This window comes from Streptomyces californicus (genome assembly GCF_000717645.1).
Lineage (GTDB): Bacteria > Actinomycetota > Actinomycetes > Streptomycetales > Streptomycetaceae > Streptomyces > Streptomyces californicus.
In genome coordinates, this window is the sequence record NZ_JNZZ01000006.1 from 229,599 (window position 1) to 243,757 (window position 14,159).

The window sequence follows — 14,159 nt, forward strand, 5'->3', positions numbered from 1 at the left end:
GTTGTGCGGATCATGACCCTTCGTGACCTCAGCGCCTCCGCCGCCCTCCCCCTCCTCGCCCCAGCCCGCCCCCGCCCCGCCCCGGCCGGGCCGGATCCGCGCCCTGCTGCCGGACCTCGCGCCGTGGCGCTCCTCGGCGGACTTCCGGCTGCTGTGGGTCCAGGGACTCATCACGTACTTCGGCAGCTTCATGGCGCTCATCGCGCTGCCGCTCCAGATCAAGGACCTCACCGGATCCCCGCTCGCGGTCGGCGCGATGGGCGCGGTGGAGCTGGTCCCGCTGGTGGTGTTCGGGCTGTACGGGGGCGCGCTGGCGGACTCGGCGGACCGCCGCCGGGTCATCCTGCTCACCGAGGCGGGGCTCGGGGTGCTCGCGGCGATCCTGCTGGTGAACGCGCTGCTGCCCGAGCCGCTGCTGTGGCCGCTGTACGTGGTGGCCGGCGGGGTGTCCGCGCTGGCCGGGCTCCAGCGGCCCGCGCTGGACTCCCTGATGGCCCGGATCGTGCCGCACCGGCAGCAGACGGCGGCGGCCGCGCTGAACTCGCTGCGGTGGCAGATCGGGGCCATCGCGGGCCCGGCGCTGGCGGGCCTGGTGGTGGCGTACGCGGGTCACGGCACGGCGTACGGGGTGACGGTGTGCACGTTCGCCGCCTCCGTGGTGCTCTGCCTGCGGCTCTCCCCCGCTCCACCCGCGAAGGAGGCGTCCAAGCCGTCGCTGCGCGGGATCGTCGAGGGGGCGCGGTACGCCTGGAGCCGGCCGGTGCTGCTGGGGACGTACGCGATCGACCTGGCGGCGATGTTCTTCGCCTTCCCGAACACGATCTTCCCGTTCCTGGCGGACGAGCTGGACGCGGAGTGGTCGCTGGGCCTGATGTACGCGGCGGGTTCGGTCGGCTCGCTGGCGCTGGGGCTGACCAGCGGCTGGACGAGCCGGGTGCGGCGGCACGGGCTGTTCGTGGTGTTCGGCGCGGCGGCGTGGGGGCTGGCGATCGCCGCGGCGGGCTGGTTCTCCAGCGTGTGGGTGGTGCTGTTCTGCCTGGCCGTGGCGGGTGCGGGCGACATGCTGAGCGGGCTGGGGCGCTCCACCATCTGGAACCAGACGATCCCGGAGGAGCTGCGGGGGCGTCTGGCGGGCATCGAGGTGCTCTCGTACAGCATCGGGCCGCAGCTCGGGCAGGTGCGGGCCGGGGCGATGGCCGGCTGGACCGGGACCCGCTCGGCCATCTGGACGGGCGGGGTGGCGTGCGTGGCGTCGGTGGCACTGCTGACGGCGGCGCTGCCCAAGCTGGTGCGGTACGACTCGGAGACGGACGAGGACGCGGTGCGGAGGCGGGAGGCCCGGGTCGAGGGATGACCCGGGGCTCCGCCCCGTACCCCGCTCCTCAAGCGCCGGAGGGGCGGGAAGACGTCCTCAGGCGCCGGACGGGCGGGAGTAACCTCTCAGGCGCCGACGAGCTTCGAGGGACGTCCTCAGGCGCCGGACGGGCCGGATTCGCCCTTGCCCTTGTCCTCGTCGTGCCACTTGGGGTCCGTGTCCCACTCCAGGTTCCGCTCGCGGGCCGTGTCCATCGCGTGCTGGGCGGCCTCGCGGGACGGGTAGGGGCCGAATCGGTTCTGCGCCGGGCACTCCGGGCCTTCCTCGACCTTCTTGTGCTCCAGGCAGTAGTACCACTCGCCCGGTTTGCCCACCGTGCGCTTCTTGAACAAGGCCATCGACGGCTCCTTTCCTTATCGCCATGGTGCCCCGAGGTCGCTGGTTAGACTCGCTGACATGTCTGGCCAGTCGCTTCTCGTACCAGGGGAGATCTCTCCCGCCCGTTCCGTACCCGGAAGAATCCGGCGCCCCGAGTACGTGGGGAAGCCGGCTCCGACGCCGTACACCGGCCCGGAGGTCCAGGACGCCGAGACCGTCGAGCGGATGCGCGTCGCGGGCCGTATCGCCGCGCGGGCGATGGAGGAGGCCGCCAAGCTCATCGCCCCGGGCGTCACCACGGACGAGCTCGACCGGGTCGCCCACACGTACATGCTCGACCACGACGCGTACCCCTCCACCCTCGGCTACCGGGGCTTCCCGAAGTCGCTGTGCACCTCGGTCAACGAGGTCATCTGCCACGGCATCCCCGACTCCACCGTGCTGCGCGACGGCGACATCGTGAACCTGGACGTCACCGCGTACATCGGCGGGGTCCACGGCGACAACAACGCCACCTACCTCTGCGGCGACGTGGACGAGGAGTCCCGGCTGCTGGTCGAGCGCACCCGGGAGTCGCTGAACCGCGCCATCAAGGCGGTCCGGCCGGGCCGGCAGATCAACGTGATCGGCCGGGTCATCGAGTCGTACGCCAAGCGGTTCGGCTACGGGGTCGTCCGCGACTTCACCGGCCACGGGATCAACAGCTCGTTCCACTCCGGTCTGATCATCCCGCACTACGACTCCCCGCACGCCACCACCGTGATGCAGCCCGGCATGACGTTCACCATCGAGCCGATGCTGACGCTGGGCACCCACGAGTACGAGATGTGGGAGGACGGCTGGACCGTGGTGACGAAGGACCGGAAGCGGACGGCGCAGTTCGAGCACACGCTCGTGGTCACGGAGACCGGGGCGGACATCCTCACCCTCCCGTAGGCCCGCGGGCCAGTACGTCCTCCGTACGCCCGTACGTCCGTAGGGCGCCCGTCACGGGAGCGCATACCGCACAGAACACCCCAGGGCGCGCATACCGGCACCCTTCGCCATCTCGGTGCGGAGGTTTTTACCGACAGACAGTCGGGAACCAGTTGACTTAGGTAAACCTAAGTAGGAAGATCGGGGCTACGGCACGCGCCGCCGCATCCACGCGGCGGTCGCCTGCCGATATTTCCGTCTCTTTCTGGACTTCCCGTCCCCCTCGGTCCCCGGAGGCCCGCCTTGGACGCAACCGCCACCGTCACTCCCTTCTCGACGCTGATCCGCACCGCGTCGCACGAGCAGCACACCGAGGCCGAGACCTCGACCTTCATGAGTGACCTGCTCGGCGGGCGGCTGGGAGTGGACGCGTACACCCGCTACACCGAGCAGCTGTGGTTCGTGTACCGGGCGCTGGAGGAGGGTGCGGCGGCCCTGCGCGACGACCCGGTCGCCGGTCCGTTCATACAGCCCGAGCTGATGCGCTCGGCCGAGCTGGAGCGCGATCTGGCGCATCTGCGCGGGGCCGACTGGCGAGAGGGCCTGGTGCCGCTGCCCGCGACCGCCGCGTACGCGGACCGGGTCGCGGAGTGCGCGCGCACCTGGCCCGCCGGTTACATCGCCCACCACTACACCCGCTACCTGGGCGACCTGTCGGGCGGTCAGATCATCCGCGACAAGGCGGAGAAGACCTGGGGCTTCGAGCGCAAGGGCGACGGCGTCCGGTTCTACGTCTTCGACGAGATCACCAACCCGGCGGCCTTCAAGCGGGGTTACCGCGAGCTGCTGGACGGCGTGAACGCGGACGATCTGGAGAAGCAGCGGATCATCGAGGAGTGCAAGCGGGCGTTCGCGCTGAACACCGCGGTCTTCCGCGAGCTGGGAGAGGTCTTCCCGCTCAGCGCGTGACCGCCCGGCACCACCGGGTCCGGCTCCACCGCTCCACGGCTCCACCAGGACCTCCTGGTGGAGCCGTTCGCTTTCCGGGCCCGGCGGAGGCCGCTCCTCGCCGCCCCTCGCCGCCCGTCGCCGTTCCGGCCGGGCCCGCCGCCGGTCAGCCGCTTCGGCCCCTCCCGGCCACGGTCAGCCCGGTCAGCCCGGTCAGCTCCGTCAGCCCCGGGAGGCCATCAGGACGCGGCCGCCGACCTCCACCGCGCCGTCCGGCGCGGGGGCGGTGAGGATCTGGGAGCCGCGGCCCTGGGTGATGTTGAGGGCCCGTCCGAGGTGGGCGCTGAGCAGCAGGGCCGCCGCGCCGGTCGCCTCGTCCTCGACGATCCCGGACTCCTCGCCGCGCCTCGGGAAGGCCCGCGCGCGGACCCGTCCGGCCGCCTCGTCCTCCCAGGCCCAGGCGTAGAGCCACCCCTCGCCGGGCGGCGGCCCCGGCAGCGCCTCGACCTCGGCGGCGGACGCGTACCGCTGGAGCGTGCGCGGCGGGACCCACTCGGGGCGGGCCGTGATCCAGGTGAACTCGCCGTCCTGGCGCGCGAACACGTCCCCGACCGCCAACTCCAGGATCTCCAGGTCGAGCAGCCACGCCGTGCCGACCAGCGGGTGCCCGGCGAACGGGAGCCGGACCCCCGGGGCGTGGATGTCCACCCGGCCGCGCTCCGGGTCGTCGACGAACACGGTCTCGCTGAAACCGAGTTGCCGGGCCAGCCGCTGCCGGGACGCCTCGTCGGGGTGGCCCCGCCCGTCGCGGACGACGCCCAGGGCGTTGCCGTGCCGTCCGTCGGGGTCGCAGAACACCCGCAGGACGTCGATGCCTCGGGGTACGTCGTACTCGTTCACGGGGGCATTCAAGCACTGCCGGGCGGCGGGGCGGGAAACGGGCGGGGTACGCCCGCGGGGCCGTACCGGGAGGCTGAGCTGCCGGTACGGCCCCGCGGGGTCGTGCGGGTGGTGCGGGTGCGTCAGGCGGTGGTGCCGCGGCGGCGGCGCGCCGCGAACACGACACCGGCGCCCGCCGCCACGACGACGCCGGAGGCGGCGATCAGGGCGCCGGCCGGGAGGTCGGAGCCGGTGGCGGCGAGGGCGCCGGAGCCGCCCACCGAACCGCCGGCGGAGCCGCCGCCGACCGCGCCGCCGCCACCGGTGGCCGAACCGCCGGTGCTGGAGCCGGAGCCGCCGGTGGAGCCCGAGCCGCCGGTCGAACCGGAGCCGCCGTCGGAACCGCCCGGGAGCTGGGCGTCCTTGTCGAGGGAGACCGCGACGTTCAGCGCGTCGAGCTGGTCGCCCTTCAGGTACATCCCGCTGAACGCCTTGGAGCCCTCCTCGGTGAGGGTCGCCGGGACGCCCTTCAGGTTCACGATGCCGTCCTTGGCGGCGAGCGCGCCCGCGGGCACCTTCAGGTCCGCGAAGGGCACGCCGGTGAGCAGCTTCACCTTGGGCTTCGGGTCAGCCTCGGTCGGGCGCGGCTTGGTGGAGACGTCGGCGAGGAGCTTGCCGCCGGTGCCCTTGACGTCGACCTTCAGGTTGCTGAGGGAGAGGTCGAGTTCGTACTCCCCGGCCGTCTCGTGGCCGAGGAAGCGGACCTTGCCCTGGAAGGCGGCGTTCAGGGTCTTCTTGTCGGCGTCGACGCGGCCTGTGGCCTTGCCGAAGCGGTAGCCGTCGCCGGAGGCGGTGGCGCCCTCGCTGGTCTCGACCTTGCCGTGGGCGATCGGGCCGACGACGTACTTCCGGAACCGCTCCTTGACGCCCCAGTTCAGGGTGCCGTCGACGACCGGGCCGCTGACCGGCTTGGCGGTCTTCGAGGCGGTCGGGGCCGGCTCGGTGCTCGTCTCGTGGGTGGGCTTGACGGAGGCCGGCGGGGTCGCGGGCGGCGACGCCGGAGGGGTGGCCGGGGGCGTGGCCGGCGGGGTGGCGGGGGGCGTGGACTTGGGTGCCTGCTTGACCGAGAGCGTCGCCGGGTCGAGCACCTGGCCCTTCTCGTAGAAGCCCCCGAACGCCTCCGCGCCGTCGGCGGTCAGCTTGGCGGGGATGTCGGCGTAGACCATCGCGCCGTCCGCGCCGCCGCCGGGCTTGGCGGCGGTCATGTCGAGGTCGGCGACGACGGCGTCGTCCTTGGTGACGACGGTGCCGTCCTTCTTCTTGCTGGTGAAGTCGGCGGTGATGACGCCGGTCTTGCGACCGGAGCTGACCTTGACGTCGCTGATCTTGACGTCGAGCACCCCGTGGTGGCCCTCGAACCGGACACTGCCCTTGAACGCCGTGTCGGAGTTGTGCGTCGAGGTGTCGTACGTGCCCTTGCCGTCGGTGAAGGTGAACACCCCGTTGCCGGCGGCCTGCTGGGCGCCGTCCGCCGCGGTGATCTTGCCCTGGGCGATGGGACCGGCGACGTACTTGCGGAAGTCGGCCAGGACGCCCCAGGCCAGCGTGCCGTCCACCAGCTCCAGCTTCGGGGCCGCGGCGGCGGGCGCGGCCTCGGAGGGGCCGTCGGCGGCGATGGCGGGCAGGGCGAAGGTCGCGCCCAGGGCGGCGGCGGTGGCGACGGCCGCGGCGAGGGCTATGGGGCGGCGGGTTGCTGCCATGGCGGTTGATCTCCTTGCGGAACGGGGGGAGGGGGCAGAGAGGCGTGGGGGGCGGGGGTGACGACCCATAAGGCGCGCACGGGTGCCGGGGTCAGGAGGTCGTGGGGGCGTCGGAGCCCGTGGTGGCGTCGGAGCCCGGACCGGAGCCGCGGCGGCGCAGGGCGAAGAAGGCCCCGGCGGCGGCGAGCAGGAGCACTCCGCCGCCGATGGCCGCCCAGGTGCCGGCGCCGGGGCCGGAGTCGGAGGAGGCGGCGGCCGGTGCGGCCGAGGGCTTCTCCGCGGCCTTCTTCACGGGCTCGGCCGCGGCCGCCGTCGGCTCGCTGCCGAGGTCCGGCAGCGCGGGCAGCTGGGCCTTCTCGTCGACGGCCACGGCGAGCGAGACCGGGTCCATCGCGGTGCCCGCCTTGTACATGGAGTTGAACGCCTTGGAGCCTTCGGCGGTGAGGGTGGCGGGCGCCTCGGTGAGGGCGGCGAGACCGTCCTTCGGGGCGAAGTCCTCGGCGGTGAAGGTGACGATCGGGACGCCCTTGGTGGTCGTGCCGCCGCTGGTGACGTCGGCCGACAGGGTGCCCTTGCCCTTGGTGACGGCCACCGTGACGGCGGCGAACGTCAGGTCGAGGTCGTGGGCGCCGGTGAAGCGGACGCTGCCGCTGAAACCGGCGTCGAGGGTCTGCTTCTTCGCGTCGTACGTGCCCTTGCCCTGCGGGAAGCGGAACAGGGCCCCGCCGTCCTGGGCGCCGTCGGCGAGCGTCCACTTGCCCTGGCCGATGGAGCCGGTGACGTACTCGCGGAAGGTGCGGCGCACGCCCCAGTCGACGGCGGCGTCCTCGAAGCGGCCGGCCTTCTCCTTCTTCTCGTCGTCCTTGCCGTCCTCGTCCTTCTTCTTCTCCGGGGCGGACGGCTTCGGCTGCGCTGCCGCGCCCTTGGTGTCGACGGAGAGGCTGATCGGGTCGAGGGGGGTGCCGGCGGTGTAGTAGCCGGCGAAGGCGGAGGCGCCTTCGCCGGTCAGCGTGGTGGGGACGTTGGTGAGGGCGATGGGGGTGGAGCCGCCCCTCATGTCGATCCCGCCGAGACCGAGCTCGGCCAGCGGCACCTGGGAGCGGCGGGAAACCTTGCCGGTCCCCCGCTCCTTGCTGACCATGTCGGCGTGGAGCATGCCGCTGCCGCCGCTGATCCGGATCGTGGGACGGCTGATCGTGAGGTCCAGCTCGTTGCTGCCGTCGGCCTTCTTGTGGCCGGTGAAGTGCACGCCGCCGGAGAATCCGGAGGTGAGCACGCCGGTGTCGGGGGCGTAGGAGCCGGTCGCCGAGTGGAAGCGGAACTGGCTGCCGCCGACCGTGGCCGCGCCGCCGGTCAGGCTCCAACTGCCGCCCGCGATGGGCCCGGTGACGTAGCTCTGGAAGGAGGACTTGATGCCCCAGTCCAGTCGGCCGCCCTGCACCGTGCGGCTTGCCGCTTGCGCGGTGGCGGCGGGGAGCAGGGCCCCCAGCAGAACCGCGAGGAGCGCGACGGCGAGCGCGCGGATGGATCTGGACGACGGCATGAGGGACCCTCCGAGGACTGGATACGCAGGTAAGGCTAACCTAAGGTATTGCCAACCCTCGCCGGAACCCCTCCGGCATCTCCACGACCTCGACACATCCGCTCCACGTCACGGCCGCCTCCGTGCCGCTCCACCGGGGCGGCGACCGGCACGGTTCACCGACGGGCCCCCGCCGGGCACGGCCCACCGGCCGCCCGGGGGGACACGGCCCGTCAGCACGCCACGACCAGCACACCGCAGAACGACAGGACGGTGCCCAGTGCGCATCACGCAGGACTTCGCCCCCCGGGCGACCGGGGGCCCCGCGGGCCCGGACGCCGGACGGACGGCCCGCCGTCGTCCGGCCCGGGGCAGGGCGGTCGCCGCCCTCACCGCCGCGGTGGCCTTCGCGCTGGTGCTGAGCGGGTGCGGCCAAGGGGCGGAGCCCGCGCCGAAGCCGGCGTCCGCCAAGGGCTCCGCCGAGGCGGACCGGGTCGAACCGCTGGCCGCCGCGCCCGCGCCGAAGCTGCCCGTGACGGTCGACTCGGCGGACGGCACGAAGGTCACGATCGACTCCACCGACCGGATCGTGCCGCTGACGGGGTCCCTCAGCGAGATCGTCTTCACCCTCGGCTTCGACCGGCAGGTCGTCGCCCGGGACATCACCGCCACCTTCGAACAGGCGGAGAAGCTCCCGGTGGTGACCCGGGCCCATGACGTGTCGGCGGAGAGCGTGCTCTCGCTGAAGCCGACGATCGTCCTCGCCGACACCACCACCGGCCCGAGCGAGGCGATCGACCAGATCCGCGACGCGGGCATCCCGCTGCTCGTCGTCGAGCCCGCCAAGGAGCTGGCCGACGTCGGCCGCCGGATCGACACCGTCGCCGAGGCGCTCGGCGTGCCGTCGGCGGGCGCCGAGCTGAAGAAGCGGACCGAGGACCGGATCGCCGCCGTCCAGAAGTCCATCCCGGCCGCTCCGGACGGCAGGAAGCCCCGGGTCGCCTTCCTCTATCTGCGCGGTTCGGCCGCCGTCTACCTGCTGGGCGGCGCGGAGTCGGGGGCCGGTTCGCTGCTGGAGGCGGCGGGCGCGGTGGACGCGGGCAAGGAGTCCGGGCTGAAGAAGGACTTCACCGCCATCACCAGCGAGGCCCTCGCCAAGGCCGCGCCGGACGCGATCCTCCTGATGACCAAGGGGTTCGAGTCGGTCGGCGGCATGGAGGGCCTGGTGAAGATCCCCGGCATCGCGGAGACCCCGGCCGGAATGGACCGCCGGGTCGTCACCGTGGACGACGGGATGCTCCTCAACTACGGGCCGCGCACCGACCGGGTGCTGACGGAGATCGTCGAGCAGCTGTACGCGAAGGGCGGCGAGGGCCGGTGACGACCTCGTACGAGGAACGCGCCGGGGACGTGGAGAAGACCCCGCCCCCGGCGACCGCCCCTACTCCCTCGACCGCCCCCGCCTCCTCGACCGCCTCCGCTCCGGAGACACCGGCCGCGCCGGCCGCGTCCCGTCGCAGCCGGACGTTCCTGCTCACGCTCGGGCTCACGGTCGCCCTGGTCGTCGGCTGCCTGCTGTCGGCGGCGATCGGCGCGTACAACATCCCGCTCGGCGACGTCCTCTCCTCCGTCCAGCACCGGATCGGCCTCGGCGGCCAGGCGCTCGACCGGGTCGGCGAGAGCGTCCTGTGGAACGTACGGCTCCCCCGGGTCGTCCTCGCGCTGCTCGTCGGCGCGTCCCTCGGCTGCGCGGGCGCGCTGATGCAGGGCGTGTTCGGCAACCCGCTCGCGGAGCCCGGCGTCATCGGGATCTCGGCGGGTGCGGCGGTCGGCGCGGTCGCCTCGATCGCGCTCGGCCTGAGCTTCTTCGGCAACTGGACCATCACCGTATGCGCGTTCGTCGCCGGGCTGGCGACCGTGCTCCTCGTCTACGCGCTGTCGCGCTCCGGCGGCCGGACCGAGGTGGTGACGCTGATCCTCACCGGCATCGCGGTCAACGCCTTCGCGGGCGCGCTGATCGGTCTGTTCATCTTCTTCGCCGACAACGCGCAGATCACCCAGATCACCTTCTGGCAGCTCGGTTCGCTCTCCCAGGCCACCTGGCCCAAGGTGCTCGCGGTACTGCCGTGCGCGGTGGCCGGGCTCCTCATCGCCCCGTTCTACGCCCGCAAGCTGGACCTGCTGGCCCTCGGCGAGCGCCCCGCCCGGCACCTGGGCGTGGACGTGGAGCGGCTGCGGATCGTGCTGGTGCTGGTGGTGGCCCTGCTGACGGCGGCGGCGGTCGCCGTCGCCGGGATCATCTCCTTCGTCGGGCTGCTCGTCCCGCACCTGCTGCGGATGGCGAACGGGCCCGGCCACCGCTTCCTCGTGCCGGCCAGCGCGCTCGGCGGCGGCGTGATCCTGGTCGCGGGCGACCTCGCGGCCCGTACGGTGGCGGCCCCCGCCGAACTGCCGCTCGGGGTGCTGACCGCGCTGTTCGGCAGCCCGTTCTTCTTCTGGCTGCTGCGCAGGACCCGTCGTAGGCAAGGTGGTTGGGCATGAGGACGCTGAGAGACCTGTTCGCGGTGCGCAGCCGGGAGCTGCCCTCGCCCGTCGCCGTCGGCGCCCCCGCCGTGGAGGCGGTCGGGCTGTCGGTCCGGCTCGGCGGGCGGCAGGTGCTGGACTCCCTCGATCTGACCGCGCACGCGGGCGAGGTCGTCGCCCTGGTCGGTCCGAACGGCGCGGGCAAGTCGACCCTGCTCGCCGCGCTGGCCGCCGATCTCCCCGCCGGGAGCGGCGAGGTGCGCGTCGACGGCCGCTCGACCGCCGACTGGTCCGCGCCCGAACTGGCCCTGCGCCGCTCGGTGCTGCCGCAGTCCGCCGCGCTGTCCTTCCCGTTCCCGGTGGAGGACGTCGTACGGATGGGGCGCGCGCCCTGGGCCGGTACGGAGCGGGAGGACGAGGACGACGCGGCGGTGGCGGCGGCGATGGCGGCCACCGAGGTGACCCGGTTCGCCGGGCGGCCCTTCTCCGCGCTGTCCGGCGGCGAGAAGGCGCGGGTGGCGCTGGCCCGGGTGCTGGCCCAGCGGGCTCCGCTGATGCTGCTGGACGAGCCGACCGCCGCGCTGGACCTGCGCCATCAGGAGCTGGTGCTGCGGATCTGCCGGGAGCGGGCCGCCGCGGGCGACGCGGTGGTGGTCGTCCTGCACGATCTGGGGCTCGCCGCCGCGTACGCGGACCGGGCGGCGGTGCTGCACGAGGGCCGGATCGCGGAACTGGGCCCGCCGGAGCAGGTCTTCGGCGGCGACCTGCTCGGCGAGGTCTACCGGCAGCCGGTGGAGGTCTTCCCCCATCCCCGTACGGGCAAGCCGCTGATCGTGCCGGTCCGTCAGGGCTGAGCCGCCGCCCCGCCCCGTCGGGCCCGCGCGGCCCGGCGGGTCGGGCCGGGTCACGGTGCGGGCGCGGTAACCGGTCCCCGCCCGCGCGCCGTTCGCGGCCCCGGTAGGGTTTCGACGGTCAGTGCGGGCGACGGGATCAGAAGGCGCGGAAGCAACGGATGACGAGACACCCTCGGCTGGGCCGGCTGGCGGCGGGGATCGCGACGGCGACGGTGCTGTGTGTGACGGCGAGCGGCTGCGTCACGGTGCACGGGGAGCTGGCGGTGGTGCCCGGGGCGAAGAAGTCCGAGGCGGCGCGGGCCCTCAAGGAGTTCACCGACGCCTACAACGCGGCGGACAAGGCGTACGATCCGGCGCTGGACGCGGATCGGGTGACGGGCCCGCTCGGCGCGATCAACCAGGCCGGGCTCAAGGCGCGACGGTCGTACAACCCCGACGGCAACAAGCGGCACCAGCCGCTGGTCCTGGACGACGCCGCCTACGTCATCCCCAAGAAGGCGGGCTGGCCGCGCTGGTTCCTCGCGAACACCGACTCCAACCGGGACGAGGACGGCGGCAAGCTGGACACCCGCTGGCTGGTGGTCTTCGTGCGGTCGGGCCCCGACGCACCGTGGAAGGCCGCCTACCTCGCGGTCGTCCCGCCGTCGCAGGTACCGGAGTTCACCGTGGACGGGGACGGGTTCGCCACCCCCGTGAAACCGCGGGACGAGTCGCTGGCCGTGGCCCCGGCGGAGCTGAGCACGTCGTACGCCGGTTTCCTCCAGGACGGCTCGCCGGACGTGTTCGCCCCCTCGTCATCGACCACGGGGTGGCGTGAGACGCGTCGTACCACCGAGCGGGCGGGGTTCTCCTTCCAGTACGTCGACCAGCCGCTGACGGACGGGGCGTTCGCCCCGCTCGGCCTGCGCACCGAGGGCGGCGGGGCGCTGGTCTTCTTCAGCAGCAAGCACTTCGAGCGGCAGACCGCGGCGGAGGGGCTGCGGCCCGAGGTGAGCGCGGACACGAAGGCGCTGCTGTCGGGCGAGGTGAAGAGCAGCCTCACCAAGGAACGCGTCTCCGGCCAGGTGGCGCAGGTGCCGCCGCGCGCCGAGGGGGCCGGTTCCGGCTCGGACACGGGCGCGGGCGGCAAGGTGCGGATACTGAACCGGCTGCCGGGGCTGGTCGCGGCGAAGGGCGCGTAGGCGCGGCGGGCGCTCACCCGGTCACGGGGGGGCGGCCGCCCCCCCCGTGTACGTACGGCGGCGCTCCGATGACCGTTCCCGTGCGGGCCCGCTTCCGTACACGCGCGTTCCCGAAACGCGACCGTACGCGCTCATTCCCGTACGCGTTCGTTCCGGTGCGGGGCGGCCCGTGCGCGCACTCCTGTCGTACGGCGTACGGCGGCCGTCCACGTACGACGCACGTGTCAACGGCCCGCACGTGTCAACGGCCTACCGGCTCAGCGGCCAGGCCACCGCGTCGTGGTCCAGTTCGCTCTGCTCGGCGCTGCCCGCGTACCGCGCGCAGGCGTCGGTGAGCGTCTCCAGCAGGGTCAGCGGGTCGGGCAGCTCGTGCTCGGGACCGCGCTCCCAGCGCACGTCCAGCTCACCGGGGAGCCGGGCGGGCGGCAGGAGGACGTAGCTGCCCCGGCAGTGCCAGCGCAGGCCCGGATGGGCGTCCATCGTCTCCGGATGGCAGTCCAGCTCGCACGGCCACCACTCGTCCTCGTCCTCGGGGGTGCCGCGGGTGGCGGTGAAGAAGAGCATCCGGTCCTCGCCGGACTGCGCGACCGGGCCGACGTGGACGCCGGCGTCGAGAAGGCGCTCCAGGGCCTCCCGGCCCGCGGTGAGCGGCACGTCCAGCACGTCGTGGATCATGCCGGTCGCGGTGATGAAGTTGGCTTGCGGCTGGCCCGCCGCCCAGCGCTCGATCTGGGCGCGGTCGGTCGTCGACTGCGTCTGCCAGGCGAAGGAGACGGGGTGCCGGGCGGGGGTGGGGCAGCCGATGCGCTCGCACGAACATCGGTATCCGACGGGGTGGGCGGCGGGGGCGATGGGCATGCCCGCGTCGGCGACCGCCAGGAGCAGTGCCAGTCTGGCCGTCTCGTCGGGCTCGGTCCCCGACGGTTTGGGGCGTCGCCGCAGCCACTGGGAGATCCTGCTCTCTGTGCCGCGGAAACGGCCGGAATCGGCGCCCATCTATCCCCTCACCTCAGCAGTTCACCTCAGCGTTGCCCATCCATGGTCGCACCATCCTGCGGTTCGGGTGGCCAGAGTTCACCAGCGGGGCCGTGTACCACTGCACCGAGTGAGCACCATCACGTCCGATGTCGCCACATACCGGATAAGACGACCCCGTAGGTGATCATGCGCGGGGGGTGAGCCCACCGATCGCGCAGTCGACGACCTCGTCGGCGTAGGCGTGGGTGAGCGGCAGGGTGCGGAGCAGCCAGCGGTGCATCAGCGGGCCGATCAGCAGCTCCAGGGCGATCCGGGGGTCCACCTCGGCGCGTACGTGCCCGGCCTCCTGGGCGGCCCGCAGCCGGGTGACGTACAGCGCGAGCTGCGGGTCGAGGAGCTGCTGGACGAACTCGGCGCCGAGCTTCGCGTCCACGATGCCCTCGGCGGTGAGCGCGCGGGTGACGGCCTCCAGGACGGGGTTGTTCAGCTCGTCGACGGTGGCCCGCAGGACGGTCTTGAGGTCGGCGGCCAGGTCCCCGGTGTCGGGGAAGCCGGGCGCGCTCCCGCCGGAGGAGGCGGCGCCGTCCGGCTGCGGGGCGCCGCCGGCGTCCTCGGCGGTGCGGCCCGCCAGGTCCAGGAAGGCGTCCATCAGCACGGCGGCCTTCGAGGGCCACCAGCGGTAGATGGTCTGCTTGCCCACCCCGGCGCGGGCGGCGATACCCTCGATCGTCGTGCGCCGGTATCCCTGCTCCGTGACGAGGGCGAGGGCGGCGTCGTGGATGGCGCGGCGGGAGCGGTCGCTGCGGCGGCCGGCGTCGGGTGCTTTGGTGGTTGCCATGCGCCCAGAGTAGCGCCGGGCGAGCCGAGACGTATCGTCTTACGTATCCGTGGTGTCCGGTCCGTCCG

General features: G+C 73.3%; 13 protein-coding genes. 7 read left to right on the top strand and 6 right to left on the bottom strand.

Features of this window, described 5'->3' with window-relative positions:
* Positions 1-94 precede the first annotated feature (94 nt).
* A complete protein-coding gene (locus IF19_RS0110345) occupies positions 95-1,354 on the top strand; it encodes an MFS transporter (protein WP_030276428.1) in 1,260 nt (419 codons plus the stop codon).
* A gap of 116 nt (positions 1,355-1,470) precedes the next feature.
* Here the strand turns inward: IF19_RS0110345 and IF19_RS0110350 are convergent, their stop codons facing one another.
* Positions 1,471-1,713 carry a hypothetical protein gene (locus IF19_RS0110350; protein WP_030117947.1) on the bottom strand — a complete coding sequence of 81 codons (243 nt, stop codon included), beginning with the start codon at positions 1,711-1,713 and terminating at the stop codon, positions 1,471-1,473.
* Between the two features lie 58 nt (positions 1,714-1,771).
* Here IF19_RS0110350 and map point away from each other — a divergent pair, with 58 nt between their 5' ends.
* A complete protein-coding gene (map, locus tag IF19_RS0110355) occupies positions 1,772-2,629 on the top strand; it encodes a type I methionyl aminopeptidase (protein ID WP_030117946.1) in 858 nt (285 codons plus the stop codon).
* A 282-nt stretch (positions 2,630-2,911) separates the two neighbouring features.
* Positions 2,912-3,577, top strand: coding sequence for a biliverdin-producing heme oxygenase (locus tag IF19_RS0110360; protein ID WP_030117945.1), 666 nt, complete (start codon positions 2,912-2,914; stop codon positions 3,575-3,577).
* A 201-nt stretch (positions 3,578-3,778) separates the two neighbouring features.
* Here IF19_RS0110360 and IF19_RS0110365 read toward each other — a convergent pair whose 3' ends face one another.
* The 3 genes from IF19_RS0110365 to IF19_RS0110375 form a co-directional block, all read right to left on the bottom strand.
* Positions 3,779-4,456 carry a PhzF family phenazine biosynthesis protein gene (locus IF19_RS0110365; RefSeq protein ID WP_030117944.1) on the bottom strand — a complete coding sequence of 226 codons (678 nt, stop codon included), beginning with the start codon at positions 4,454-4,456 and terminating at the stop codon, positions 3,779-3,781.
* A 122-nt stretch (positions 4,457-4,578) separates the two neighbouring features.
* On the bottom strand, positions 4,579-6,195 hold the full coding sequence (locus IF19_RS0110370) for an HtaA domain-containing protein (protein WP_030276430.1): 1,617 nt from the start codon (positions 6,193-6,195) through the stop codon (positions 4,579-4,581).
* Between the two features lie 91 nt (positions 6,196-6,286).
* A complete protein-coding gene (locus tag IF19_RS0110375; RefSeq protein WP_030276432.1) occupies positions 6,287-7,738 on the bottom strand; it encodes an HtaA domain-containing protein in 1,452 nt (483 codons plus the stop codon).
* 259 nt (positions 7,739-7,997) lie between these two features.
* On the opposite strand from IF19_RS0110375, the gene IF19_RS0110380 reads away from it, so the two are divergent.
* The 4 genes from IF19_RS0110380 (at position 7,998) to IF19_RS0110395 (ending at position 12,275) form a co-directional block, all read left to right on the top strand.
* Positions 7,998-9,098 carry a heme/hemin ABC transporter substrate-binding protein gene (locus tag IF19_RS0110380; protein WP_030276434.1) on the top strand — a complete coding sequence of 367 codons (1,101 nt, stop codon included), beginning with the start codon at positions 7,998-8,000 and terminating at the stop codon, positions 9,096-9,098.
* On the top strand, positions 9,095-10,258 hold the full coding sequence (locus IF19_RS0110385) for a FecCD family ABC transporter permease (RefSeq protein WP_030117938.1): 1,164 nt from the start codon (positions 9,095-9,097) through the stop codon (positions 10,256-10,258). Before IF19_RS0110380 ends, IF19_RS0110385 begins: the two co-directional genes overlap by 4 nt.
* Positions 10,255-11,094: a heme ABC transporter ATP-binding protein gene (locus IF19_RS0110390; protein WP_030117937.1), complete on the top strand. Its 840-nt coding sequence runs from the start codon at positions 10,255-10,257 to the stop codon at positions 11,092-11,094. The genes IF19_RS0110385 and IF19_RS0110390 overlap by 4 nt, the downstream gene beginning before the upstream one ends.
* A 158-nt stretch (positions 11,095-11,252) precedes the next feature.
* On the top strand, positions 11,253-12,275 hold the full coding sequence (locus tag IF19_RS0110395) for an SCO2278 family lipoprotein (protein ID WP_030117936.1): 1,023 nt from the start codon (positions 11,253-11,255) through the stop codon (positions 12,273-12,275).
* 249 nt (positions 12,276-12,524) lie between these two features.
* On the opposite strand, the gene IF19_RS0110400 is transcribed toward IF19_RS0110395, so the two are convergent.
* Positions 12,525-13,271: a bifunctional DNA primase/polymerase gene (locus IF19_RS0110400; RefSeq protein WP_030117935.1), complete on the bottom strand. Its 747-nt coding sequence runs from the start codon at positions 13,269-13,271 to the stop codon at positions 12,525-12,527.
* A 166-nt stretch (positions 13,272-13,437) separates the two neighbouring features.
* On the bottom strand, positions 13,438-14,091 hold the full coding sequence (locus IF19_RS0110405; RefSeq protein ID WP_030117934.1) for a TetR/AcrR family transcriptional regulator: 654 nt from the start codon (positions 14,089-14,091) through the stop codon (positions 13,438-13,440).
* Positions 14,092-14,159 lie beyond the last annotated feature (68 nt).